This window comes from Klebsiella sp. C360 (genome assembly GCF_048822415.1).
Taxonomy (GTDB): Bacteria; Pseudomonadota; Gammaproteobacteria; order Enterobacterales; family Enterobacteriaceae; genus Klebsiella; species Klebsiella quasipneumoniae.
In genome coordinates this window covers 236,178-260,948 of the sequence record NZ_JBMEZZ010000002.1, presented here as the reverse complement: position 1 = coordinate 260,948, position 24,771 = coordinate 236,178, and the positions used below count along the sequence as shown (strand labels likewise).

Genomic DNA, 24,771 nt, shown 5'->3' with positions numbered 1-24,771 from the left:
ACCGCGATATCGAAAGGATGAATCATGACGCACCCCCTTGCAGATATGCCAGACCGTCCTCCAGGGCGAGGCCCATCAGGCACTGCCGCCACCGGCGAACCTTCGCTTTCCATGCAGCAACGCACCGTCCTGGAGCGACTGATCACGCGCCTGGTGGCGCTGACCTCGCAGCAGAATGCGGAAGTGTGGGCCTGCGTCAAACATGACCTCGGACTGAAAGGCGACACGCCCCTGCTGGCCCGCCATTTCAGCGCCGCCGAGGCCAGTCTCAACCAGCGCCTGGCCGCCGCGCAGGACAATCATCATCATCGCCAGACCCTGGCGCAGCTCAGCGATCTGCTCGGCCAGGGCAATAACCGCCAGGCGGTGAGCGATTATATTCGTCAGCATTATGGGCAAACGGCGCTGCATGCCCTCAGCCAGTCGCAACTGGAGAACATTCTGCATCTGCTGCAGCGTGGTCAGCTGTCGATCCCGCAGCCGCAGCAGCGCCCGCCGACCCTTCGTCCACTGCTGCCGGCCGAGCACAACACGCTCAATCAGCTGGTGACTAAGCTGGCGGCCGCCACCGGCGAACCGAGCAAACTGATTTGGCAGTCCATGCTGGAACTTTGCGGCGTCAAGTCCGGGGAGCTGATCCCGGCGACGCACTTCACGCCGCTTTCGTACTGGCTGCAGGCGCGGCAGACGCTCAGCGCGCAAAGCGCGCCCACGCTTACCTCGCTGCAGGGGGCGCTCAAGCAGCCGCTGGAGGCCGCGGAGTGGCAGAAGATTGTCGACTTTGCCCGTCGCAACTGGCAGGTCACGCCGCAGACCACGCTGAGCCCGGCGCAGATCCTGGCGCTGCTGAATAAGGTGTTTGTGCTGCGGGTGGCCCGCGCCCAGGAGACGCTGGCGATCCCGCAGGAGGAGCCCGCGCCCCGGCGGGCATGGGCCGCTAAGCCTTGGCAGCTGGCGCTGGGCGCGGTTGTCCTGCTCCTGGTGCTGTGGCTCCTGCTGTAGCCCAGCAGGCACTGGCGGCGTTCACGGCACCCTTTGATGCCAAACGCCGCAGTGTTTACTACGGCGGTTTCTGGTCTGACAACAACCTAGCGGCGAAATGAGATGAGGGTGACGAGGATCCCCAGCGCCGCGCAGAGGGCGCCGGCAAGGAATACCGACGAGTAGCCCAGCGAAGTGGCCAGCAGACCGGTCAGCGGCCCGGTCAGGCCATAAGAGATATCCTGAAAGGCCGCATAGCCGCCGAGCGCAGTGCCGCGCACCTGCGCCGGGACGCGCTTCACCACCTCCACGCCAAGCGACGGGAAAATAAGCGAACAGCCGCATCCGGTCAGCGCCGCGCCGGCCAGCGCCACCCAGACGCCGGGCGCCAGTCCCAGCAGCGTCAGACCGACCGCCTCTATCAGCAGCGAGACCATCGCCACTTTAACGCCGCCAAACCGATCCGGCATCCAGCCAAACAGCACCCGCATCAGCACAAAGGCGCCGCCAAACGCCGTCAGGGTAAATCCGGCCATCGGCCAGTTCTGACTGGCAAAATAGAGAGAGACGAAGGTGCCGATCGCCGCAAAGCCGACGCCCTGCAGGCCCAGGCCAATACCCGGCCGCCAGATCATGCCGATGACGCTCCACAGTGAAGGCCGCTCGCCGCCGTGCGCCGCCACTTTGCGCACCGTGCCGTTGATGAGCAAGGCGACAAGCGGTAGTCCCATGGTGACGCAGGCCAGGACCGCCACGCCAAAGTGGCTGTAAATTAACAATCCCAGCGGGGCGCCCACTGCCAGCGAGCCGTACATCGCCATGCCGTTCCATGACATCACTTTGCCTGAGCGGGCCGGCCCCACCAGCCCCATCCCCCAGCTCAGGTTGCCGGTCAGCAGCTGGCTTTCGCCAAACCCGAGGATCAGGCGGCCCAGCAGCAACAGGCCCAGCTTCGCGAACACCGGCAGCGGCAGCAGCGCAGCGGCCAGCCAGGCCGCGCCGGCCAGGGCGCAGGCCAGCATCCCTTGCAGGACGGAGCGTTTGGCGCCGTACTGGTCTGCCAGGCGCCCGGCGTAGCCGCGGGTAAGAACGGTGGCGAGGAACTGGATCCCCACCGCTACGCCGACCATGGTGTTACCCAATCCCAGCTCCTGATGGACAAACAGCGGGATCACCGGCAGCGGCAAACCGACGGTCATATAGGTCAAAAAGACGGCGAGCGTAATGCGAAAAAGCGAAAAATTCGCGGAAGAATGAGATGTTGTTTCAGTGACTGCGGACATGCATTACTCCAGATTCGCAGAGTAAGGCGAGCAAAGCGACACGCCCCCTCCACCTGACTATCAGGGTTAAGGCGCGTTGGTTGACGTTAAACGCTTACGCATTAGTGGAGAGACTAATGGATCCGCCAGCAGTGTGACTGCGGGCTCTTACCCTGTCAAGATGACAAAAAAGGGGAGCTGGTGGCTCCCCTCAGTGCATCGCGTGCCGATTAGGCGTTGTATTTACGCATCACCAGCGTGGCGTTGGTGCCGCCAAAGCCGAAGCTGTTGGACATCACAGTGGTCAGCTTAGCGTCAGTCGGTTTGGTGACGATGTTCAGACCGGCAGCCTGCTCGTCCAGCTCTTCGACGTTGATGCTCGGCGCGATAAAGCCGTGCTCCAGCATCAGCAGGGAGTAGATAGCTTCCTGCACGCCAGCAGCGCCCAGCGAGTGCCCGGTCATTGCTTTGGTCGCCGAGATAGCCGGGCTGTTGTCGCCGAACACTTCGCGGATCGCGCCCAGCTCTTTCACGTCGCCGACCGGCGTGGAAGTACCGTGGGAATTCAGGTAGTCGATCGGGGTATCAACGCCGTGCATCGCCATCTGCATGCAGCGCACTGCGCCTTCACCTGATGGGGCTACCATGTCTGCGCCATCGGAGGTTGCGCCGTAGCCGACGATTTCCGCATAGATGTGCGCGCCGCGCGCCAGGGCGTGTTCCAGCTCTTCCACCACGACCATACCGCCGCCGCCGGCGATAACGAAGCCGTCACGGTTGGCGTCATAGGTGCGGGAGGCTTTTTCCGGCGTGTCGTTGTATTTGGTGGACAGCGCGCCCATGGCGTCGAACTCGCAGGCCATTTCCCAGCACAGCTCTTCGCCGCCGCCGGCAAAGACGATATCCTGTTTGCCCAGCTGGATCTGCTCTACCGCGTTACCGATGCAGTGTGCGGAAGTGGCGCAGGCGGAGCTGATGGAGTAGTTAACGCCGTGGATTTTAAACGGCGTGGCGAGGCAGGCGGAAACGCCGGAAGCCATCGCTTTGGTGACCACATACGGACCCACGGCTTTCAGACCACGCGGGCTGCGCATGGCATCGGCGCCGAAGACCTGGAATTTCGGGGAGCCGCCGCCGGAGCCTGCGATCAGGCCGACACGCGGGTTATTCTGGTATGCTTCCGGCGCCAGACCTGCGTCGGCAACGGCCTGTTCCATGGACAGGTAAGCATAGATGGAGGCGTCGCTCATGAAGCGCACTACTTTGCGGTCAATGAGGCCAGTGGTATCCAGTTTGACGTTGCCCCATACGTGGCTGCGCATCCCTGAATCTTTCAGCTCCTGAGAGAAAGTGATCCCTGAACGTCCTTCACGCAGAGATGCCAGGACTTCCTGCTGGTTATTACCGATGCTGGAAACGATGCCCAAGCCAGTAATCACTGCACGTTTCATTAAATACCTCTGTAAGTCGCACTATTTTAAGTTTCGTGTCGCACGATAGCGTACACTTGTACGCCGAACAAGTCCGATCAGACATTTTGTGTATAAATTTGCGCCCTCAGGCACACATCGCTAAGATCGCGCTACGCCTTGTGATTCGAGTAACTTACGTGAAACAAAACGCTATACAACCCGCCAACCTGGAATTCAATGCTGAGGGTACACCTGTTTCCCGAGATTTTGACGATGTTTACTTTTCCAATGACAACGGTCTGGAAGAGACACGCTACGTCTTTCTCGGCGGAAATCATCTGCCGGAGCGCTTCTCCAGCCACCCTCGCCCGCTGTTGATCGTCGCGGAGAGCGGCTTCGGCACCGGGCTCAATTTCCTCACCCTCTGGCAGGCGTTTGACGTTTTTGTTCGCGATAACCCGGACGTTACCCTGCAAAGGTTACATTTCATCAGTTTTGAGAAATATCCGCTGAAGGCGGAAGATCTCCGCCTGGCGCACCAGCGCTGGCCAGAGCTGGCTCCATGGGCGGAACAGCTGCAGGCGCAGTGGCCTTCGGCCTTCGCCGGATGCCATCGTCTGCTGCTCGACGGCGGACGGGTCACGCTCGATCTGTGGTTTGGCGATATCAACGAGCTGACCAGAGAGCTGGATGATTCGCTGAATCAGCAGGTGGACGCCTGGTTTCTCGACGGCTTTGCCCCGGCGAAAAATCCCGACATGTGGACCCAGGATCTGTTCAATGCCATGGCGCGCCTGGCGCGTCCCGGCGGGACGCTGGCCACTTTTACCTCCGCCGGTTTTGTCCGCCGCGGCCTCCAGGAAGCCGGGTTTACCCTGCGTAAAACCAAAGGCTTCGGCCGCAAACGGGAGATGCTGACCGGCGAGATGGCGCAAACGCTGACCTTTCCGGCGCGCGCGCCCTGGTTCGCCCGCCCCGGGAGCGAGGCCCGCGAGGCGGCCATCGTCGGCGGCGGTATCGCCAGCGCCCTGCTCTCCCTGGCGCTGCTGCGTCGCGGCTGGCAGGTGACCCTTTACTGTGCGGACGACGCCCCGGCGCAGGGCGCCTCCGGTAATCGCCAGGGCGCGCTCTACCCGCTGTTAAGCCAGCACGATCCGGCGCTGGCGCGCTTTTTCCCGGCCGCCTTTACCTTCGCCCGCCGCACCTACGACGCGTTGCCGGTGCTGTTCGATCATCAATGGTGCGGGGTCACCCAGCTTGGCTGGGATGAAAAAAGCGCACACAAAATCAATCAGATGCTGGCCCTGGAGCTGCCCCCTGATATTGCCTGCGCGGTGACGGCGGAGCAGGCTGCGGAGCTGACCGGCGTCGAGACCGGCTGCGGCGGCATAACCTATCCAGCCGGCGGTTGGCTGTGCCCGCAGCAGCTCACCGCCGAGCTGCTGGCGCTGGCGGCGACTCGCGGACTGCACGTGCATTATGGTTATCAGGTCGAGACGTTGAGCGCGGAGGGCGATGGCTGGCTGCTCAACCGGCAGCGCTATCATCAGGCGGTCGTGCTGGCCAACGGCCACCGCATATCGGATTTTGCGCAAACCGCGCCGTTGCCGGTCTACCCCGTTGGCGGCCAGGTCAGCCATATACCCACCACCCCGCGGCTTTCCGCCCTGCGCCAGGTGCTGTGCTACGACGGCTACCTGACGCCGCAGAATCCGCAAAATCAGCAGCACTGCATTGGCGCCAGCTACCATCGCGGCAAAACCGACACCACCTTCAGCGAAGAAGATCAGCAGCACAACCGGCAACGGCTGATCGACTGCTTCCCGGGCGCGGAGTGGCCGCAGGACGTGGATATTAGCGCCAGTGACGCCCGCTGCGGCGTGCGCTGCGCCACCCGCGATCATCTGCCGATGGTCGGCAACGTGCCGGACTATGCGGCGACATTGACGCAATACGCCAGCCTCCACGAACGGCAGGATAACGCCGGTAGCGCGCCGGTCTTTCATAACCTGTTTATGCTTGGCGCCCTCGGATCGCGAGGCATTTGCACCGCGCCGTTAAGCGCTGAGCTGCTGGCGGCGCAGATGAGCGCAGAACCGCTGCCGCTGGATAGCGGCACCCTGGCGGCGCTGAATCCGAATCGGCTATGGGTGAGAAAACTGCTGAAGGGAAAAGCGGTGAAGTAACAGCGCAAGGGGAGAAAAATCCCTGGGAAGCGCGACATTCCCGGCCTCGTCCGGGCGACCAACACGGTAGCCCGGCGAAGCACAGCGCAAACAGGGTAAATCCTGGTTGCGCCGTTAGCGTGTCGGATGGCGCTACGCTTATCCGACCTACATCATGGATCAGGCCTGATTTTTCGCCTGCTGATACAGGTTTTCCCACATGCCCTGCACCAGAATTTGGTCCGGCGGCGACAGTTCGCCAGCGCCGATGGCTTTCTCCAGGCTATGGCTGACTTTGCTGTGTACCGCTTCCGCTGAATGTTCGCCCTCACCTTCCAGCTCAGCCACCGCCAGCGTCAGGTGGCCGCGCAGATAACCGCCGGCAAACAGTTCATCATCACTGGCGTGGTCTACCATGTTGTCAATCAGCGCCAGAATGCGTGATTCAAACTCCGCGATCATCATCTTACCTCTTGTCATGTAATGTGTGGCCTTAGTGCAGGTCTTCCGGCCACGGAAAGTGTTCTGCCGTCAATGGCGGCGTTTGATAATAGTGTTGTAATGCGCGAATAAGACGCGCCGGACGTTCGGGGATCCCTTGTTCAAGCAGAGTCATCACCCGGGCATGTACCCGGCGCTGAAAGGCGATGCGATCGGGTTCAACGTCACCTTCCAGATTGTCGCAGCTGACGTTAAACGGAAATCCCGCCGCCACGCAGAACAGCCACTCCAGGGCCTGCGGTTTCACCTCCACGTCCTCAAACTGGCTTTGTGTCATCGCATCGCGGCCGTCCGGACAGTACCAGTAGCCAAAATCCACCAGCTCGCGGCGGGCTTTGCCGGCGATGCACCAGTGGGAGATCTCATGCAGAGCGCTGGCAAAAAAACCGTGCGCGAAGACGATACGGTGATATGGCGTGTCATCGTCCGCCGGGAGGTAGATCGGCTCATCGTCGCCTTTCACCAGGCGAGTATTAAAATCTGCGGCAAAGCAGCTGTCGAAGAGGTCAATAAGCTGCTGATAATGGTGTTGCTGTTGCATTAATGAATTCCCAACCACTGCAAAATCTCAGCCCCGTGGCTGTCGTAGAGAAGTTTCGCGCTCATCACCGCCGAAACGATAACGATCATCGGTCGGATCAGCGATTGCCCTTTGCTCAGCACCAGCCGGGAGCCGGCGCGGGCGCCAATAAACTGGCCGGCCATCATCACAAAGCCGGTGGCCCAGATAACCTTTCCGCCGATAATAAACAGCAGCAGGCCGCCGACGTTCGAGGTGGCGTTGAGCAGTTTGGCGTGGGCCGTCGACTTCGCCAGGTTAAACCCTGCCAGGGTGACAAACGCCAGCGCATAAAACGAACCGGCGCCGGGGCCGAAAAAGCCATCGTAAAACCCGACGCTGCCGCCGGCGACCAGCGCAAACGGCAGGCCGTAGAGCCGACGCTGTCGGTCCGCTTCGCCCAGTTTCGGCATCAGCAGAAAATAGAGACCGATGCCGATCACCAGCAATGGCAGGATCTGCTTAAGAATATCGGACTGCACGTGCTGAACCAGCAGCGCGCCGGCGGTTGAACCGATAAAGGTCATCAGAATATTCAGCTTCTGATCGGCGAGATTGACCACCTTGCGGCGGACAAAATAGAGGGTCGCCGACAGCGATCCGCCGCAGGCCTGCAGCTTATTGGTCGCCAGCGCCTGGGCCGGCGGCATACCGGCGGCCATTAGCGCCGGCACGGTCAGTAAGCCCCCGCCCCCGGCCAGTGAGTCAATAAAACCGGCCAGGATGGCGACAAAGAAAAGCACCACCAGCACCAGCGGCGATACGGAAAACAACTCGATAAAACTATCCATTACAGCACATGCTCATCCAGTAGCGCCTGGCAGGAAGGCGGCAACGGCGGCGGCGTCTTCTTCACAGGTGGGGTAGACCCGGGTTTAGGTGGCTCAAACCAGCTCTGCAGCTCCGCACCGCAGCCATCGCCGGCCGGCGGCGGCGCCTGATCTTCGCACTCCAGGCTGCCCGCCGGGCAGCGCAGACGGACGTGCATATGGGCGCGATGCTGGAACCAGGGACGAACTTTGCGCAGCCACTGGCGGTCGTTGCCCGCATCCAGACACAGCTGCTGTTTAATCGCCGGGTTGACGAAGATGCGGGTCACTTCGCTATCTTCCGCCGCCAGCTTGATCAGCTGGCTGATTTGCGGACTCCACAGCGACGGCACCACGCGTTTGCCATCGCTGGCGACCAGATCCAGGGCCTGCGGCTTCAGCAACTGGGACGATGTCCAGCGCGTCTGCGGCAGCTGGAGGAAGATATCGACATCGAGGCCCGTCTGATGGCTGGCGTGGCCGCCGTTAAAGCGGCCGCCTGCCGGCATCCCCATGTCGCCAATCAGCACGGTCCCCATGCCTTTATTGTGCACCTGATTGCTCAGGCGCTGAATAAACTGAAGCAGATCCGGATGACCGAAGTAGCGACGCTGATCGGTACGCATCACCTGATAGCCGGCGGCGTTCAGCGGCAGCGCCTCGGCGCCAACGATACAGCCATTGGAGAACGCGCCAATCGACTGCGCGCTGCCGCCGATTGGCTGGGATATCTTCTGCCATGGCGTGGCGGCCAGGCTGCCGGCGCTGGCCAGCAGCGCCAGCAGGGCGATAACGGTGTTTTTCATGGTTACCAGCGTGGAATTGTCGTCGTCACGTCGCCATTCTGCGCGCGCTGACGCATAAAGTGATCCATTAAGACAATCGCCAGCATCGCCTCAGCGATCGGTACGGCGCGTATGCCGACGCACGGATCGTGACGCCCTTTGGTGATCATCTCCACCTCTTCGCCAAAGCGGTTAATGGTATGACCGGGAACGGTAATACTGGAGGTCGGCTTCAGCGCGATGTTGGCAACGATCTGCTGACCGCTGCTGATGCCGCCAAGAATGCCGCCGGCGTGGTTGCTCTGGAATCCGGCTTTGGTGATCTCATCGCGGTTTTCGCTGCCGCGCAGCTTCACCACGTCGAAACCGTCGCCAATCTCCACGCCTTTCACGGCGTTGATGCTCATCAGCGCGTGGGCGATATCGGCGTCAAGGCGGTCAAAGACCGGCTCGCCAAGGCCCGGTGGTACGCCGTCGGCGACGACGGTCACTTTGGCGCCAATGGAGTCGCCCTCTTTTTTCAGACCGCGCATCAGTTCATCGAGAGCGTCGATTTTCTCCGGGTCCGGGCAGAAGAAAGGATTCTGTTCAACCTGATCCCAGTCTTTAATAGCCAGCGGAATGTCGCCCATCTGCGTCAGGCAGCCGCGAATGACGATGCCGAACTTCGCGGCGAGGAATTTTTTGGCAATCGCCCCGGCCGCCACGCGCATCGCGGTTTCGCGGGCGGAGGAGCGACCGCCGCCGCGATAGTCGCGCAGACCATACTTTTGCTCGTAGGTGTAATCCGCATGGCCAGGACGGAACAGATCTTTGATCGCGCCGTAATCCTGCGAGCGCTGATCGGTGTTCTCAATCAGCAGCCCGATACTGGTCCCGGTGGTGACGCCTTCGAAGACGCCGGAGAGGATTTTGACCTGATCCGGCTCGCGACGCTGCGTGGTGTAACGCGAGGTACCCGGGCGACGACGATCGAGGTCGTGCTGCAGATCGGCTTCGGTCAGCGGAATGCCCGGCGGCACGCCGTCAACGATGCAGCCCAGCGCCAGGCCGTGCGACTCGCCGAAGGTGGTGACGCGAAAGAGTTGTCCAATTGTATTTCCTGCCATCACGGCTCCATTCTTTGTCGTTATGTTGGCGTGTTGTTTTTTTTAGTCTTTATAAATACCGAAGTGCGCGCGAGCGTCAATCAGCTGCTGTTTGGTCAGCATAAAGACGCCGTCGCCGCCGTTATCAAACTCAAGCCAGGTAAACGGCACGTCCGGATACTGCTCCATCAGATGTACCATGCTGTTACCGACTTCACAAATCAGAATCCCGTCATCGCTGAGATAATCCGGCGCATTGCCGAGGATGCGGCGCGTCAGCTTCAGGCCATCGCTTCCGGAGGCCAGACCCAGAACCGGCTCATGCTCATACTCTTCCGGCAGATCGGCCATGTCCTCTTCATCGACATACGGCGGATTAGTGACGATCAGATCGTACTGTAGCTTCGGCAGGTCGCGGAACAGGTCGGAACGGATCGGCGTCACGTGATGGATCAGGCCATGGGATTCCACATTGTGCTCGGCGACGGCCAGCGCGTCCGGGGAGATATCCACGGCGTCGACTTCGGCTTCCGGGAAGGCATAGGCGCAGGCAATGGCGATGCAGCCGCTGCCGGTGCACATATCAAGGATATGCTGCGGCTTATGGGTAATCAGCCCGGCAAACTGGTTATTGATCAGTTCGCCGATCGGGGAGCGCGGCACCAGCACTCGCTCATCGACGTAAAACTCATGGCCGCAGAACCACGCTTTGTTGGTCAGATAGGCGACGGGAATACGCTCGTTCACGCGGCGAATCACCCGCTCTACAATGCGGTGTTTCTCGCTGGAGGTCAGGCGCGCAGTGCGCATATCTTCCGGAATATCCAGCGGCAGATACAGCGAAGGCAGCACCAGCTGTACCGCCTCGTCCCATGGGTTGTCAGTCCCGTGACCGTACCAGATATTAGCAGCGCTGAAACGGCTTACCGCCCAGCGCAGCATGTCCTGAATGGTATGCAGCTCATTGACTGCCTCATCAACAAAAATTTTATCCACGACATCCTCCAGGGCACACTCTGCTATAAATTCGGCGGCTAGTGTGCCATGAAGACGGCGATAAATCAGCATTCTTGCGTGGGGTGGCGGGGGAAAAAACAGGTTTTCCTTGCCCGAAGGGATATTGAGTCGGGTAAACTAGCGCAAAGTATTAATGAGAGCGGACAATGAAAAAGAAGACATCGCTTAGCGAGGAGGATCAGGCGCTGTTCCGTCAGCTGATGACCGGCACGCGGAAGATCAAACAGGACACCATCGTTCATCGCCCGCAGCGCAAGAAAATCACCGAGGTTGCCCCTAAGCGTCTGCTGCAGGAACAGGCCGACAACAGCCACTATTTTTCCGATGAGTTTCAGCCGTTACTGAATACCGAAGGCTCGACAAAATATGTCCGCGCCGACGTCAGCCATTTTGAGCTGAAAAAGCTGCGCCGTGGGGATTATTCGCCGGAACTGTTTCTCGATCTGCATGGGCTCACCCAGCAGCAGGCCAAACAGGAACTGGGCGCGCTGATTGCCGCCTGCCGCCGCGAGCATGTGTTTTGCGCCTGCGTGATGCACGGGCACGGTAAGCACATTCTCAAACAGCAAACCCCGCTGTGGCTGGCGCAGCATCCGCACATCATGGCTTTTCATCAGGCGCCAAAAGAGTACGGCGGTGACGCCGCACTGCTGATTCTGATTGAGGTCGAGGAGTGGCAACCGCCGGAGCTGCCTTGACGGCGAGCTCCGGGGTCGTCAGATGGCGTTGGCCATCTTGAGATTGCAGGGGCTTTTCTGCCAGAGGTATTCACCCTTGCCGTCGGCGTCCAGATTAACGCAGGCGATAGCCGAGGTGGTGAACATCGGGGGCGTTTCCCCCGGGCACAGCTCTGAGACCAGGTACCCCACCAGCGGCAGGTGGGAGACGACCAGCGCCGTCGCCACGCCTTCATTTGCCAGCGCCTGCAGATAGGCGCTCACCATTCCCACATCGCCGCACGGCGTGAGTTCCGGCATCACGTCGACATGTTTCGGCAGGTTCATGCACTCCCCAACAATATCCAGCGTCTGTTCCGCACGCAGATAGGGACTGACAAGAACGCGCTCAATATCCACTTTTTGACCTTTCAGCCAGGTTGCCATCTGACGAGACTCATCACAACCGCATACGGTTAATGGACGAACCGAGTCGCTGGCTGCATCGAGGGCAGCGTCGCCGTGACGCATAATAAAAACTTGCATATTGCACCGCTTTTGTTAACCAGAAGCACCGTAGTTTGGCCTGCGAAGACAATACGCAGGTGACCCGGTGGCCGGGCATTGTGCCTGATCCATTCAACGAATGAAACGCTGTTTTTTACCTCAATGGCGTAAGTATAGTCAATGATTGTTTACAAAACAGCCAATCAACAGCGTCATCCGCAGCCGGATTTACCTTCTTTGACCATAACTTAGGTCATCCGTTCATCCGCTGGCCAAAAGGTGGTCCCCTGTTCGGCCATGCGTAATAAAGTGTCACAGGGTGTAAAACGTGGGCCGTACTGGGCGGCCAGGCGCTGCAGGATCGCGGCAACTTCACCCGCGCCGATAGTATCCATATACCGGAACGGGCCGCCAAGAAATGGCGGAAACCCTATACCAAATACGGCGCCGATATCACCATCGCGCGCGCTACGGATAATCTGCTCATCAAAGCAGCGCGCCGCCTCGTTAAGCATCATCATCACACAGCGCTCCGCCACCTGCTGCGCGGACAACCGCGACTGGGGGCGGTCGATGCCCAGCAGCGGATAGACTGCCGGGTCGGGCCGTTTTTTGCTTTTACGCCCTTTTGTCTCATAAAGATAGAAACCACGATTATTTTTTCTACCTTTGCGATCGTCCTTCAAAATCGCGTCAATGATGTTTGCAGGCGGGCTGAAACGCTCTCCAAAGGCATTCTCCAGCACGGGAATAATTTTGGTGCCGGTATCGATACCCACTTCATCCAGCAGTTGAATCGGTCCCACCGGGAAGCCGAATTTCACCAGCGCCTTATCAATCACCTCAACCGGTTCTCCCTCCACCAGCAGGCGCATCGCTTCATTTATATAAGGCGCGAGGATGCGGTTCACATAGAAGCCCGCTTTGTCCGCCACCACGATCGGCGTTTTCCCCTGACGTTTAGCCAGTTGCACCACCGTGGCGATGGTCTGCGGATCGGTTCCCTTATGCGGGATCACCTCAACCAGCGGCATTTTCTCCACCGGGCTGAAAAAGTGCAGGCCGATCACCCGCTCAGGGTGGCTGGCATGGGCGGCTATATCGCCTATCGGTAACGACGAGGTATTCGAGGCAAAGATAGTCTGCGGCCCGCCGTTTTGCTCCACTTCACTGACCATCCGCTGTTTCAGCGCCAGGTCCTCGAATACCGCCTCAATCACCACGTCGCGATGGGTAAAGCCCTGATAGTCGGTAGTGCCTGTGATCAGCGCCAGTTGACGATCGCGCTCGCTGGGGCGCAGTCGACGCTGGCGAACCTGTTTGTTCAGCAGATCCCAGCTGTACTTTAAGGCGTGGTTGATCCCGCCCGGCTGAATATCTTTGATTCGCACCGGCAGTCCGCCTTTACAGGCAGTCACATAGGCGATCCCCCCACCCATCAGGCCGCCGCCCAGGACGGCAACGCTTCTCAGCGGAGCGGGTTCCGCCTCAGCGCCACGGTCTTTTTTCAGATCGGTACTGGCAAAGAAGATCGATCGCAGCGCCTGCGACTGCGGGGTCATCGCCAGTTCGCCAAACGCGCGGGCCTCTTCGGCGTAACCGCTGCTGCAGCCATGGGCCAGACCATTCTCGACGACCTGCAAAATTCGCTTCACCGCCGGGTAGTTGCCCTGGGTCTTGCGCTGCGTTTGCTTGCCGACGTACTGGAATAACAGATGGCGACCCAGGGGGCCCGCCAGCACGCGTTCGCGAACAGGCACCTCGCGGCTGGCCGGGCGCCCCTTCAGCGCCAGCTCCACCGCCGCCTGCAGTAAAATTGTCTGCGGAACCACCTCGTCCACCAGACCGGCCTTCAGCGCCTGGCGCGGCCGTAACTGCCTGCCGGTGAGCATCATATCCAGCGCCGTGCTGACGCCGATCAGCCGCGGTAAACGCTGCGTCCCGCCGGAACCCGGCAGCAGGCCAAGCTGTACCTCCGGCAACCCGAGTCGGGTTTTTTCGTCATCGCTACAAATGCGGCCATGGCAGGCCAGCGCCAGCTCCAGTCCGCCGCCCAGACAAGCGCCATGGATGGCGGCAATGACCGGAATCGACAAGCCATGGATCTCGGCCATAATCTGCTGCCCCTGGCGCGCCAGCGCTTCCGCCTCCTGCGCGCTGCGGCAGCGGGCAATCATGTTGATATCTGCGCCGGCGATAAAGTTATCGGCTTTGGCGGAGATAAATACCACGCCGCGCACCGACTTATCGTCGCGTATCTGGCGTATCAGTCCCCGCACCTGATTGCCGAACTCGGCCTTCAGGGTATTCATTTTTTCACCCGGGGCATCGATGGTAATCACCGCGATGTTGTCCGCACGGACCTCAAGCTTAAAAGCGGAAACCGTATCCATTATTCAGCCTCCACAATCATCGCCGCGCCCAGACCGCCTGCCGCGCAGGCCGTCACCAGACCAAATCCCCCTCCCCGTCGCCGCAGCTCATGCAGCGTCTGGGTGATCATCCGCGCGCCGGTGGCGGCAAAGGGATGACCGTAGGCGATAGAGCCGCCGAGGACGTTAAATTTACTCTCATCCACCTCACCGGTGGCTTGCGCGCGGCCCAGCACCTCGCGGGCAAAGCGGTCGCTTGCCAGACACTGAAGATTGGCCAGCGTCTGCGCGGCGAAAGCTTCATGCATATCGATAAGCGTGAGATCCGCCAGCGTCAGGCCAGCGCGCTCCAGCGCCAGCGGCGTGGACCATGCGGGCCCCAGCAGCATATCCTGCCAGACGTCGATGGCGGTAAAGGCATAGCTGCGCAGATAACCCAGCGGCGTCAGACCCAGCTCTTTGGCCCGCGACTCGGTCATCAGGATCACCGCCGCCGCGCCATCCGTCAGCGGCGTGCTGTTGGCGGCGGTAACGGTGCCATGTTTACGGTCGAAGGCCGGGCGTAACTTTTGGTAATCTGCGAGGGTTGAATTTTTACGGATGTTGTTGTCCTGCTCCAGCGGCTGGCGGAAGGGGGGCGCATAGGCGGTCATCACCTCCGCGGACAGCTTTCCCTCTTCCCAGGCTTTAGCCGCCAGCTGATGTGAACGATGCGCCAGCGCATCCTGTTGTTCCCGGCTGATCCCCCAGCTTTTCGCCATCTGTTCGGCGGTATCGCCCATCCGTAAGCCGGTTGAATATTCCGCCACCGCCGGGGGGACCGGTAGCAGGTCGCGCGGCCGCAGGCGGGAAAACAGCTTCAGTTTCTGGCTCAGCGTGCGGGCTTTGTTCGCATCGACCAGCGCGCGGGCCAGCGTTTTGCTGACGCCGACAGGCAGCACAGAGGAGGAATCGGCACCGCCGGCGATACCGGCGCGGATGGTGCCGGCCATCAGGCTTTCAGCGACATTCGCCACGGCCTGGAAGCTGGTGGCGCAGGCGCGACTGACGCTGTAGGCGTCGGTGTGCACGCTCATTCCGGTACCGAGCACAATTTCCCGGGCGATATTCGGCGCCTCCGGCATCTGCACGACCTGACCGAAGACCAGTTGCTCAATGGCTTCCACAGGAATGTCGCTGCGCGCCAGCATTTCGCCAACCACCATTTTTCCTAAATCAACGGCAGGAACGCCATGAAATGCCGTCGCCTGACGCGCAAACGGCGTGCGTAACCCTGTGACAATGGCAATGCGATCGCCCTGACGGGTGATAAGCGGTAATGCCTGACTCATAACTCTCCCCTGTTAACCAAGACAACCAAGTGGTCTGACCTGATAGCATTGTTAACTAATTTTTTACATTAAGCCAATCGGGGAAGCGAAAAATTGAGAGCCAAAACACATTGAACAGAAAAGATAACGCCCCGTTCACGGGGCGCTAAGCGGAGGGATTAACGCAGACCCAGCTGGAAGATGAGGGATTCGGCTTCACAGCTAAACACAAAATCGATATCCAGCTTTACGCCGCCGTCAACGTCGGCGAAGACGGGATTAATTTTGCACGGTTCAGATTCCACACTGCGGGCTTTTTCGCTCAGCGCGGCGAGCATTTGCTCTGCTTCCGCGCGGTTGGCGAATACGCGGCTGTATGAGGCGGTGCAGTCGGTGTTGTCGACAATGGTCCCAACATCCATACAGCAGCAAACCGGGGTTTCATCAGCGCTACATTTACTCATCGTAGATTTCCTCTGGATATGCACCTGCGGTGCCAGACAATTAATGTGCCTATTTTACGCCCGCCCTCCGGTTTGCCTCCAGCCGATAATCGCTATCACGGCGTTAAGTGACAGAAATCACACTTAAAAATGATCTAAAACAAAAATCACCTTTTCTCCGTCGCCTTCCCCCCGACAATTTTGCCAGCTGGATCGCGTTTCTGTTATCACAATTGAAAAACTTCATAAACAAACTTGCAACAACTCATCTGGTCAGACCTATACTCAGCGCACTGGTCTGATTTCTCTGTTGTACCGCAGACCCTACACTTCCGCGCTTCTGTTACGGCATGTAACATAGTTTAAAAAAAAATAACTCAATGAGGTTATGGGCATGAGCCAGAAAACCCGCTTTACCCAATCTGCCCTTGCAGTGGCTGTCGCACTTGTTTCCACCCAGGCCTGGTCAGCAGGCTTCCAGCTCAACGAATTCTCTTCATCAGGGCTGGGTCGGGCCTATTCCGGTGAAGGGGCTATCGCAGACGATGCAGGCAATGCCAGTCGTAACCCGGCATTAATTATGATGTTTGACCGTCCGACTATGTCGGCGGGCGCCGTTTTTGTCGACCCGGGCGTCAATGTCTCCGGGACTTCCCCCACCGGCAAAAGCCTGAATGCGGACAATATCGCCCCGACAGCGTGGGTACCCAACTTCCACTTTGTCGCGCCGATTAACGATCAGTTCGGTTGGGGGGCGTCCATCACCTCCAACTACGGCCTGGCAACAGAGTATAACGATGATTATGCGGCCGGCAGCATGGGCGGTAAAACCGACCTGACTACGGCTAACTTCAACCTGAGCGGCGCCTATCGCCTCGACAGCAACTGGAGCTTTGGCTTAGGTTTCGATGCGGTCTACGCTAAGGCGAAGATCGAGCGCTATGCAGGCGATCTGGGTCAGATTGTCGCTGGCTCTGGCGCGCTGCCGCCGGCGCTGGCAGGCCAGGTGGCGAAGATCCCAGCCGACACGCAGATCGCCCATCTTAACGGCAATGCGTGGGGCTTTGGCTGGAACGCCGGTATCCTCTATGAGCTGGATAAGAACAACCGCTACGGTTTAACCTACCGTTCCGAGGTCAAGATCGATTTCGACGGTAACTATCGCAGCAGTCTGCCAGCGGCCTATAACCAGATCCTTGGCAACTTCGGTCTGCCGGCGGGTACTAACGGCCAGACCACCGGCGGTTCACTGACCCTTAACCTGCCGGAAATGTGGGAACTGTCGGGCTATAACCGCGTGGCGCCGCAGTGGGCGGTCCACTATAGTCTGACCTACACCAGCTGGAGCCAGTTCCAGGAGCTGAAAGCCACCGGCAGCAACGGCCAGACGCTGTTCTATAAAGAGGAAGGCTTTAAGGACGCCTACCGCGTAGCGCTGGGGACGACCTATTATTACGACGATAACTGGACCTTCCGCACCGGTATCGCCTTCGACGACAGCCCGGTACCGGCCAACAATCGCTCCATTTCCATTCCGGACCAGGATCGCCTGTGGCTGAGCGCGGGTACCACCTACGCGTTCAACAAGGATGCGTCGGTTGACGTCGGGATTTCCTATATGCACGGGCAGCATGTGGAAATCAAGGAAGGCCCGTATACCTTCCGCTCCGAAGGGACCGCCTGGCTGTACGGCGCCAACTTCAACTACCGCTTCTGATAAGCAGCGCGCAACAAAAAAGGGTGAACATCATGTTCACCCTTTTTTTATTCGCAGATTACTGTGAATCGATATCTTTCAGTTCATCCTGAATGGCCTGGGCGTTCGGATTGTCCGCCGGGGTCAGCTTACCGCCGTTGGCGATAAAGTCATGACGCTGGAAGTAAGCCTCACGCACCAGAATGTAAGGATCGGAAGACTGACGCAGCAGGCCGTCGGAATCCAGCAGCTGAGCGCGTGTCTCAATCCCTTCTACCGCCCATTTGCCGATCGACATCGGCCAGGTCAGCCAGGAGAGCACCGGATAGAGGCCATCGGCCATATCGCCGCCTTCGTCACGCAGGGTAAAGCTGCCGTAGAATGGCAGTTGCACATACGGGCCATAGCCGACGCCATAGTGGCCGAGCGTACTGCCGAAACGATGCGGTTCAACGCGCTGCAGCTGCGGATTAGCCATCCCGGCGACATCGATCAGCCCCCCCATCCCGAGGATGGTGTTCAGGAAGAAGCGGGTAAAGTGGACCATACCTTTATACGGGTCGCCCTGCAGGAAGGAGTTCACCATCACCGCCGGCTCTTCCAGGTTGCTGGTGAAGTTGCTTAAGCCATTGCGCGCCGGCTGCGGAACATAGTCACGCCATGCCACCGCGACGGGACGAAGCACGTAAGGATCAACCACGTTAAAGTTGAAGTCAAACATCGTGCGGTTAAACCCTTCTAACGGGTCTGAGCGCCCCTGCGGCCGATCGCCAGAGCTGGAACTGGCACATCCCACCAGCAATGTGGCGCCAAGCGCAAGCGCCGACAGGCGATAATTCATAGATGTCTCCCTGGTTTTTATGGCTATCGCGAGTTGCCATCCATGACGGAAAGACAACGTTTCCGCCCGTACAGATGTGAGCGATTGTAACAGCACGTTGAACGATGTCTATATCACCCAAGTTGTTGATTTGATCATAGCCTGGGAATAACGAGATCGCGGGGCTCCTATTCTAGCGGAGCGACAAAAATCTGACGTTACCATTTTTGCGATTTCAGAGTATGCCCAGCCAGACGCCAGGTAAAGCCGCTACGCTATTACTATACAGAGTGATAGCGAGGGCCACGAAATGGATGAACTTGATGATAACAAATTAAAGCCAGCGGACGACGAACGTGAGGTCGAAAGTGAAGAAAAGCAGCGCGGGGAGGAGATAGAAGTGGATGAAGACCGTCTTCCCTCGCGGGCGATGGCGATCCATGAACATATTCGTCAGGAAGGGGAAAAAGAGATGGAGCGCGATGCGCTGGCCCTGCTGTGGTCTGCGATTGCGGCCGGTCTGTCGATGGGCGCCTCGTTGCTGGCGAAAGGGATTTTTCACGTCAAGCTGGAGGGGATCCCGGGAGGGTTTTTACTCGAGAACCTCGGGTATACCTTCGGCTTTATTATCGTGATTATGGCCCGCCAGCAGCTGTTCACGGAAAATACGGTCACCGCCGTACTGCCGGTGATGCACAATCCCACCCCCGGAAACGTCGGTTTACTCATGCGGCTATGGTCTGTGGTGCTGGCGGGCAATCTCATCGGCACCGCGGTGGCCGCATGGGCCTTCAATTATATGCCTGTTTTTGATGAGCCGACCCGCCAGGCCTTCGTCAGCATCGCCGAAGATGTGATGAAAAACAGCCCGACGGAGATGTTCGCCAATGCGATTATTTCCGGCTGGCTGGTCGCCACCATGGTCTGGATGTTTCCCCTCGCCGGCGCGGCCAAGATCGTGGTGATCATTCTGATGACCTGGCTTATCGCCCTGGCGGATACCACCCATATCGTGGTGGGCTCGGTGGAAATCCTCTATCTGGTGTTTAACGGAAGCCTGCCCTGGAGCGACTTCATCTGGCCTTTCGCCCTGCCGACGCTGGCGGGTAATATCTGCGGCGGGACCTTCATCTTCGCACTGCTTAGCCATGCGCAGATCCGTAACGACATGAGCAACAAGCGAAAAGCGGAATCCCGCGCGCAGGCCGCTGCAAAAGCCAAAAATGCCGACCGGGCATAAAAAAAGCGCTTAGAATGGCGAGGGTTTAAGCAGTCAGACGGTATAGCTCTTACTCAGGCGGGCGAAAAACGCTATACTCGTGCCGCCTTGTCCCCTTAGTTAAATGGATATAACGAGCCCCTCCTAAGGGCTAGTTGCAGGTTCGATTCCTGCAGGGGACACTTGTTTAGAGTTCGCCGCAATCCGTCATAGTCCGCCGAATCCCGCCAGTATCAAGCCTCTCATGAAATCCCTGTTCGCAGTAGTTCGCCTCAGACCGTTGACAGCCACACCTTTTGGCGGGTAAAAAACGAGTAAAACAACTTTACCCACCGGAATTTTACCCATGCTCACCGTTAAGCAGATAGAGGCCGCCAAGCCTAAAGACAAACCATACCGCATGCTCGACAGCAATGGCCTGTACCTGTACGTTCCGGTGTCTGGCAAAAAGGTGTGGCAATTACGCTATAAGCTCGACGGCAAAGAGAAGGTGCTGACAGTGGGCAAATACCCTCTCATGTCATTGCAGGAAGCCAGGGATAAAGCGTGGACTGCAAGGAAGGATGTTTCTGTCGGGGTCGATCCGATTAAGGCCAAAAAGTTGTCTGTGAAGGACAATTCATTTTCAGCTATTTATCATGAATGGTACGACCACAAGCGGCAGGTTTGGTCAGAAGGATATGCGGATGAGCTTTCCCGCATGTTCCGTGACGATATTCTGCCGATGATAGGATATCTGGAAATACAGGATATTGAGCCAATGCAGATACTGGAGGTGATCCGGAGGTTTGAAGAACGTGGGGCAATGGAGAGGGCAAATAAAGCCAGAAGAAGATGTGGCGAGGTATTCAGGTATGCGATCGTTACAGGAAGGGCCAAATATAATCCGGCTCCTGATCTTGCTGATGCCATGAAGGGATATAGAAAGAAAAACTACCCTTTCCTCCCTGCAGATCAGATACCGGCATTCAATAATGCGCTATCTGGCTTTTCCGGAAGTATTATTTCGAAAATTGCCACGCAGGTTTTGCAATATACAGCGCTGCGCACAAAAGAGCTCCGTTCTATGCAATGGGAAAACGTCGACTTTGAAAACAGGATGATAACCATTGACGAAGAAGTAATGAAGGGGCGCTGCGTTCATGTGGTTCCGATGTCAGATCAGGTAATAAATCTCCTTAACACCCTCAAGCCGATCACCAGCCCTGTTTCCTCTTTTGTGTTCGCCGGGCGGAATGATAAGAAAAAGCCGATCAGCGAGAATGCCGTATTATTAGTTATCAGGCAGATTGGCTATGAGGGGCTGGCGAGCGGGCATGGATTCCGCCACCAGTTCAGCACAATAATGAATGAGCATGGCTGGCCAGCGGACGCGATTGAAAAACAACTCGCGCACACCGCCAGCGGGTCAATACGCGGAATTTACAACCATGCTCAGTATCTGGATAAACGCAGAGAGATGATGCAGTGGTGGGCTGATTACATCGATGGTCGCGCAGGCGAGTAATCCGTCATGCACAACCTGCCTGGATCATGAGCCATCAGTTACCGATTGCTATCCAGTTGAAGTTATCGACGTTCGCTGTAGTGGTCCCTCCGGCTATCCAGCCATAAACATCCACTCCCGTTTTGGTCAGGTTTGAGAAAGACACAAAACGAGCTGCTGCATCAGAGTTTTTTACAGGCACAAAAACCAAAGCAGAGTTTGGGAATGGCGTAGGGAAGACAACGCTACCTGAAGGTGAATTAATAACTCCAGAGCCAAACTGAATAATCAGCCCGCCATCAACATCTGGAATCCTTATATAATCAGAGGCGCCGAATATTCTCTTTGCAAACCCTAAGTTTGATAACGCCTGGTCGACGGCTTCGCTACCAGCGTCTTTTATTTCTGAGAGGTTATTAGCAATTTGCAAGCAGGATGTGAAAGTTCCTGCGGTCATCAAGTTCGCAACAATATCGTTTGTTGACCATACGCGCGGAGTGGTCCCCTCCTGCCCACGAATTACCGTCATCACATCACCAGAAACAGACGTGACGTGCATGATTTCGGAAATGGTTTTTGTGGCTGCATCGGTTATCGTTAATTTGAAATAACTCTGGCCAGATACCGGAACGGGGAATAAAGCCCCGCTCCCGTACCGACGGTAATAACTGTAGCGGACGCGCTAATACCAGCAGCGAGAACACTTTTTGCGTTATTATTGGCTAATAGAGTCAGCGCCATATATACCCCAGTTTAATAATAGAATTATCAGAACGAACATCGCATATAGTGAACGTCACGACGCCGATGACAGTAACATCGTCCAGGACTTCACCCTCGATCGCTTCACCATCTTCGGTTATCAGCGCCTTTCCTCTCAGCGTGGCAAGCTCCGTCACGCCGCCTCGCTTGACACCTCTGCTTTCTGATAATCATTGATGATCAACATCAAAAAGTCTCTTTACAATAAGGCAGCAAAGTGTCCACATTATCTTCGGCCATGCGATAACAAACAGCAACAGGCATGCAATATTATTGAATACTCCATTTGTTTCATCCGCCCTGGTCACCTGGGCGAAAGTCCATAAAAAGAAACCTACCCCAGTATACCAGATTAAAATTGTATCAAAACCAATATAATCCATAATCTCCACCTAGCCTGATGACAATCAGACGAATTGAAGTGATGGCTATACCAGCTTGAATCGACAGGAATAGCCATCTGAAAAACAAGCATTCAGACGAGAGCGAAATCTGCTTCAAAAATATCCTTATCAATGAAGCTTTCAAACCCCTCCCCATTTATCATGTAGTAACCGCCTGACCTTGGCTTCTCCCGCAACACATAATCTGATGAAACAACAAAATCATTACCATTAGCATCGGTTATGGTAGCCGTATAATCCTGGTTGATGACAATATTGTTAATCAACATTGCCTGAACAGTTTTAGTGGATCGATATGTAATTAATGTAGACATAAATACCTCAGCTGATACCTGAATCGAAACGAATTGCCAGAGTAACGGATGTTCTGCGGCGATTTTCTAATACTATATACTGCCCGCTCTGGTAAATACAGAGTTTGTTTGTTACTGATGAGTCAGGCTGCGACTGAGAAAGGTTGATACCATCACCAATAATTCCAGTAGGTTTCGGGGCTTTGTTAGGCACGTTAAAGAAAGAACCGAAAAGAGTATTATCATCTTCGAGCCCAGTTATTTTGTACTCGCCTCGACGGTTGTTTACTCCGGCGCCGACGATATGCGTATATGTCGCCCCGGCAGCTATTGTCACCGTTGGTGATACATATCCTTTATTATAAAGATACCCCTCACTATACATCCGCATTATTTCCGTTGGTGCTGTTGACGGGTCCGCTGTATTACCCATCAGAAATTTGAGCACGGTCCCGGTATCTGTTGTTCCGGCTATGGAGTACTGTTCTGCAAGAGCTGATACTGTCCTCTGAATATTTGCCATAACAGACAGTCGCCACATGTTCCGAACGCTTGAGAAAGATGTAAACGAACCGACCGGGGCGCCATCGAAATATACTTCACGTGATGCATTGGGGCTGTTGCTTAAGTCAATGCCACCCGCAAAGTTAGCTACGGATGCTCGGCCCGTGTCGATGTAGCTGCTAAACCTGATATCTTTTACGATACCTTCAACTTTGATAATCGGGGCTATGTCGTCCGCCCTCGGCCCGATGTGGGTTATTTGACCACCATTAAAATGGACACCAACGCTGGATATAATACGAACTGCTGGCGCAATATTGGCATTTGCTACAAGAGCGTCCCCATTATCGTCTACCATACTGTTATTGCGGTTTATACTGGGGGCGTCAACATCTACACCCACACAGTTGGAAATATAAAAATGCTGACAATTCCAATTGCGAGGTTCAACATGAGGCTGATTCACTTTGATACTGTGGTGCTTAGTATTCGCAGTCGAGCCCCCCATGCAAACAAAACCACGACAAGTATCAGACCCTGCATATTCAGTAGGTTCCAACTGCATGTGGTTAAATGTCAAATTGTTGGAGTTATCATCGGTGCGTTCTTGGATATATACGGCGTTTCTGCCCCAGTTTTGGATATGTAAGTTATTAAAAATAGAATCCCACATGTGGCCAACCACTAGGGGGTTGCTGAACCAACCAACTTTAACATCTTCAATATACGACAGACGAACGGCACTGATCGTCGTAGCTTCACCCAGTTTAATCCCGTATGTTGAGTTAATCCCCGGGCCTGATAAAGACCAGCCCTTCCACATTAAACGGCACAGGGAAAGTTCCATCACAGGTGATGACATTTCATCAGAATAGAATCTGGTATTATTAGCGCCATCACCCACCAGTGCATACACGCTCATACGTGATTCAGCACCAGAGGTATCAAGGTTAGTCAGTATCTCATCAATTTTTGATACGTAATATCCGTTTTCAATGCCTGGAGCATAAACAGCCTTACGATTTTTTGCGCCATCTTTTAAAGCCTTAAGTAATGCTGGAGCCCAGTCCAGTGTTGTTGGATCGCCAACCTTCGGAACGCAGAGATGTTGATACTCCCAGAGATTTATTTTCTGAGCGGACAAAAACACTGCGACATTTGCAGCAGCCTCACAGGAGTAGTTCCTGGCCCAACCGTCAAGATAAGCCCCCAGGCCATATTCTCTTGAAGCCAAGTCCTGGCGAAGCGTATCACCATCCATCAGAACAAAGTGAGTGACGTCGTTCGCAAAGCTGGTCGCATCGGTTCCGGTGGTCGTAAAGCCGACGTCAGTAGCAGCATTCAGGCGGTAATACTGGTTGTTATAGCGGATGTACTGGTTACGAGCGCTAAACTGGAATGGGCCATTTTCGTAATCCCCCAGGAAGACATAACCGGATGAAACAAGAAACTGCTGGAAGCGATTTTCTTTATCCGTCTGAGATGATTCAAAAATACCTTCCTGCTCGACTATCTGGGTGGAAAAACGGGACTCAAAGTCACTCAATTTTACCGTAAACGCAGACTCCAGTCCGAACCATGACATACGGCTACGACCGAGCCGATCACTCCAGAAAGAGGATGTAATATCGTTCAGGGCCAGGTCTAAATTCTGCGCATTATCGAATACGTTGCGCATGTCTGCCGACGGGACCGGGTCCCGCGTCAAATAAAATGGCAT

The 24,771-nt window shown here is 56.7% G+C and carries 23 protein-coding genes, 1 tRNA gene and 1 pseudogene; 7 read left to right on the top strand and 18 right to left on the bottom strand.

The features are described from left to right. Positions 1-24: 24 nt before the first annotated feature. On the top strand, positions 25-1,002 hold the full coding sequence (gene flk, locus ACOI7D_RS07335) for a flagella biosynthesis regulator Flk (RefSeq protein ID WP_109547083.1): 978 nt from the start codon (positions 25-27) through the stop codon (positions 1,000-1,002). An 86-nt stretch (positions 1,003-1,088) separates the two neighbouring features. Here flk and ACOI7D_RS07330 read toward each other — a convergent pair whose 3' ends face one another. Then, positions 1,089-2,264, bottom strand: a complete 1,176-nt coding sequence (locus ACOI7D_RS07330) for an MFS transporter (protein WP_048336254.1) — start codon at positions 2,262-2,264, stop codon at positions 1,089-1,091. A gap of 209 nt (positions 2,265-2,473) precedes the next feature. Next, complete coding sequence (fabB, locus tag ACOI7D_RS07325; RefSeq protein WP_002913291.1) at positions 2,474-3,694, bottom strand: beta-ketoacyl-ACP synthase I; 1,221 nt, start codon at positions 3,692-3,694, stop codon at positions 2,474-2,476. A 158-nt stretch (positions 3,695-3,852) separates the two neighbouring features. Between fabB and mnmC the strand changes: the two genes are divergently transcribed. Further along, the gene (gene mnmC, locus ACOI7D_RS07320) at positions 3,853-5,841 is read left to right on the top strand and encodes a bifunctional tRNA (5-methylaminomethyl-2-thiouridine)(34)-methyltransferase MnmD/FAD-dependent 5-carboxymethylaminomethyl-2-thiouridine(34) oxidoreductase MnmC (protein WP_048336328.1); all 1,989 of its coding nucleotides are present in this window, start codon (positions 3,853-3,855) and stop codon (positions 5,839-5,841) included. 159 nt (positions 5,842-6,000) lie between these two features. Here mnmC and ACOI7D_RS07315 read toward each other — a convergent pair whose 3' ends face one another. Genes ACOI7D_RS07315 through prmB form a run of 6 tightly spaced genes read right to left on the bottom strand, consistent with a single transcriptional unit; the run spans position 6,001 to position 10,558 of the window. Next, positions 6,001-6,282 (bottom strand): YfcL family protein, encoded by a 282-nt coding sequence (locus ACOI7D_RS07315; protein ID WP_023290534.1) that lies wholly within the window; start codon positions 6,280-6,282, stop codon positions 6,001-6,003. A gap of 31 nt (positions 6,283-6,313) precedes the next feature. Next, on the bottom strand, positions 6,314-6,862 hold the full coding sequence (locus ACOI7D_RS07310; protein ID WP_032453614.1) for an elongation factor P hydroxylase: 549 nt from the start codon (positions 6,860-6,862) through the stop codon (positions 6,314-6,316). After that, complete coding sequence (locus tag ACOI7D_RS07305; protein WP_004201787.1) at positions 6,862-7,671, bottom strand: sulfite exporter TauE/SafE family protein; 810 nt, start codon at positions 7,669-7,671, stop codon at positions 6,862-6,864. Before ACOI7D_RS07305 ends, ACOI7D_RS07310 begins: the two co-directional genes overlap by 1 nt. After that, positions 7,671-8,495 carry a penicillin-insensitive murein endopeptidase gene (gene mepA / locus ACOI7D_RS07300; RefSeq protein WP_109547082.1) on the bottom strand — a complete coding sequence of 275 codons (825 nt, stop codon included), beginning with the start codon at positions 8,493-8,495 and terminating at the stop codon, positions 7,671-7,673. The genes ACOI7D_RS07305 and mepA overlap by 1 nt, the downstream gene beginning before the upstream one ends. 2 nt (positions 8,496-8,497) lie before the next feature. Then, positions 8,498-9,583 carry a chorismate synthase gene (aroC, locus tag ACOI7D_RS07295; RefSeq protein ID WP_044524280.1) on the bottom strand — a complete coding sequence of 362 codons (1,086 nt, stop codon included), beginning with the start codon at positions 9,581-9,583 and terminating at the stop codon, positions 8,498-8,500. Positions 9,584-9,625: 42 nt separating this feature from the next. Then, a complete protein-coding gene (prmB, locus tag ACOI7D_RS07290; protein ID WP_023290538.1) occupies positions 9,626-10,558 on the bottom strand; it encodes a 50S ribosomal protein L3 N(5)-glutamine methyltransferase in 933 nt (310 codons plus the stop codon). Between the two features lie 167 nt (positions 10,559-10,725). Between prmB and smrB the strand changes: the two genes are divergently transcribed. Further along, a complete protein-coding gene (smrB, locus tag ACOI7D_RS07285; RefSeq protein WP_004201792.1) occupies positions 10,726-11,277 on the top strand; it encodes an endonuclease SmrB in 552 nt (183 codons plus the stop codon). A gap of 18 nt (positions 11,278-11,295) precedes the next feature. On the opposite strand, the gene sixA is transcribed toward smrB, so the two are convergent. The 4 genes from sixA to ACOI7D_RS07265 all read right to left on the bottom strand — a co-directional run bounded on the left by sixA (position 11,296) and on the right by ACOI7D_RS07265 (position 15,888). Continuing rightward, positions 11,296-11,781, bottom strand: coding sequence for a phosphohistidine phosphatase SixA (gene sixA / locus ACOI7D_RS07280; protein WP_004201794.1), 486 nt, complete (start codon positions 11,779-11,781; stop codon positions 11,296-11,298). A gap of 209 nt (positions 11,782-11,990) precedes the next feature. After that, the gene (gene fadJ, locus ACOI7D_RS07275; protein ID WP_109547081.1) at positions 11,991-14,135 is read right to left on the bottom strand and encodes a fatty acid oxidation complex subunit alpha FadJ; all 2,145 of its coding nucleotides are present in this window, start codon (positions 14,133-14,135) and stop codon (positions 11,991-11,993) included. Continuing rightward, positions 14,135-15,445: an acetyl-CoA C-acyltransferase FadI gene (fadI, locus tag ACOI7D_RS07270; protein WP_048336257.1), complete on the bottom strand. Its 1,311-nt coding sequence runs from the start codon at positions 15,443-15,445 to the stop codon at positions 14,135-14,137. The genes fadJ and fadI overlap by 1 nt, the downstream gene beginning before the upstream one ends. A 158-nt stretch (positions 15,446-15,603) precedes the next feature. Next, positions 15,604-15,888: a YfcZ/YiiS family protein gene (locus ACOI7D_RS07265; protein ID WP_023290542.1), complete on the bottom strand. Its 285-nt coding sequence runs from the start codon at positions 15,886-15,888 to the stop codon at positions 15,604-15,606. A 373-nt stretch (positions 15,889-16,261) separates the two neighbouring features. Between ACOI7D_RS07265 and fadL the strand changes: the two genes are divergently transcribed. After that, entirely contained in the window at positions 16,262-17,584 is a 1,323-nt protein-coding gene (fadL, locus tag ACOI7D_RS07260; protein WP_023290543.1) for a long-chain fatty acid transporter FadL, read from the top strand. A gap of 58 nt (positions 17,585-17,642) precedes the next feature. Here fadL and mlaA read toward each other — a convergent pair whose 3' ends face one another. Then, on the bottom strand, positions 17,643-18,404 hold the full coding sequence (mlaA, locus tag ACOI7D_RS07255) for a phospholipid-binding lipoprotein MlaA (protein WP_032453618.1): 762 nt from the start codon (positions 18,402-18,404) through the stop codon (positions 17,643-17,645). A gap of 289 nt (positions 18,405-18,693) precedes the next feature. Here mlaA and ACOI7D_RS07250 point away from each other — a divergent pair, with 289 nt between their 5' ends. The 3 genes from ACOI7D_RS07250 (at position 18,694) to ACOI7D_RS07240 (ending at position 21,109) form a co-directional block, all read left to right on the top strand. Beyond that, complete coding sequence (locus ACOI7D_RS07250; RefSeq protein WP_109547080.1) at positions 18,694-19,623, top strand: formate/nitrite transporter family protein; 930 nt, start codon at positions 18,694-18,696, stop codon at positions 19,621-19,623. A gap of 89 nt (positions 19,624-19,712) precedes the next feature. Beyond that, positions 19,713-19,784: transfer RNA gene (locus tag ACOI7D_RS07245), tRNA-Arg, on the top strand. A 164-nt stretch (positions 19,785-19,948) separates the two neighbouring features. After that, the gene (locus ACOI7D_RS07240) at positions 19,949-21,109 is read left to right on the top strand and encodes a tyrosine-type recombinase/integrase (protein WP_281166471.1); all 1,161 of its coding nucleotides are present in this window, start codon (positions 19,949-19,951) and stop codon (positions 21,107-21,109) included. Between the two features lie 34 nt (positions 21,110-21,143). Here ACOI7D_RS07240 and ACOI7D_RS07235 read toward each other — a convergent pair whose 3' ends face one another. The 5 genes and pseudogenes from ACOI7D_RS07235 to ACOI7D_RS07215 form a co-directional block, all read right to left on the bottom strand. Next, complete coding sequence (locus ACOI7D_RS07235) at positions 21,144-21,617, bottom strand: gp53-like domain-containing protein (protein ID WP_281166470.1); 474 nt, start codon at positions 21,615-21,617, stop codon at positions 21,144-21,146. A gap of 202 nt (positions 21,618-21,819) precedes the next feature. After that, positions 21,820-22,002: pseudogene (locus tag ACOI7D_RS07230) on the bottom strand (hypothetical protein); the annotation flags it as partial. A gap of 18 nt (positions 22,003-22,020) precedes the next feature. Continuing rightward, a complete protein-coding gene (locus ACOI7D_RS07225; protein WP_281166469.1) occupies positions 22,021-22,233 on the bottom strand; it encodes a hypothetical protein in 213 nt (70 codons plus the stop codon). A gap of 92 nt (positions 22,234-22,325) precedes the next feature. Then, entirely contained in the window at positions 22,326-22,568 is a 243-nt protein-coding gene (locus tag ACOI7D_RS07220; protein ID WP_226453139.1) for a hypothetical protein, read from the bottom strand. Positions 22,569-22,575: 7 nt separating this feature from the next. Beyond that, a complete protein-coding gene (locus ACOI7D_RS07215; RefSeq protein WP_281166468.1) occupies positions 22,576-24,729 on the bottom strand; it encodes a hypothetical protein in 2,154 nt (717 codons plus the stop codon). Positions 24,730-24,771 lie beyond the last annotated feature (42 nt).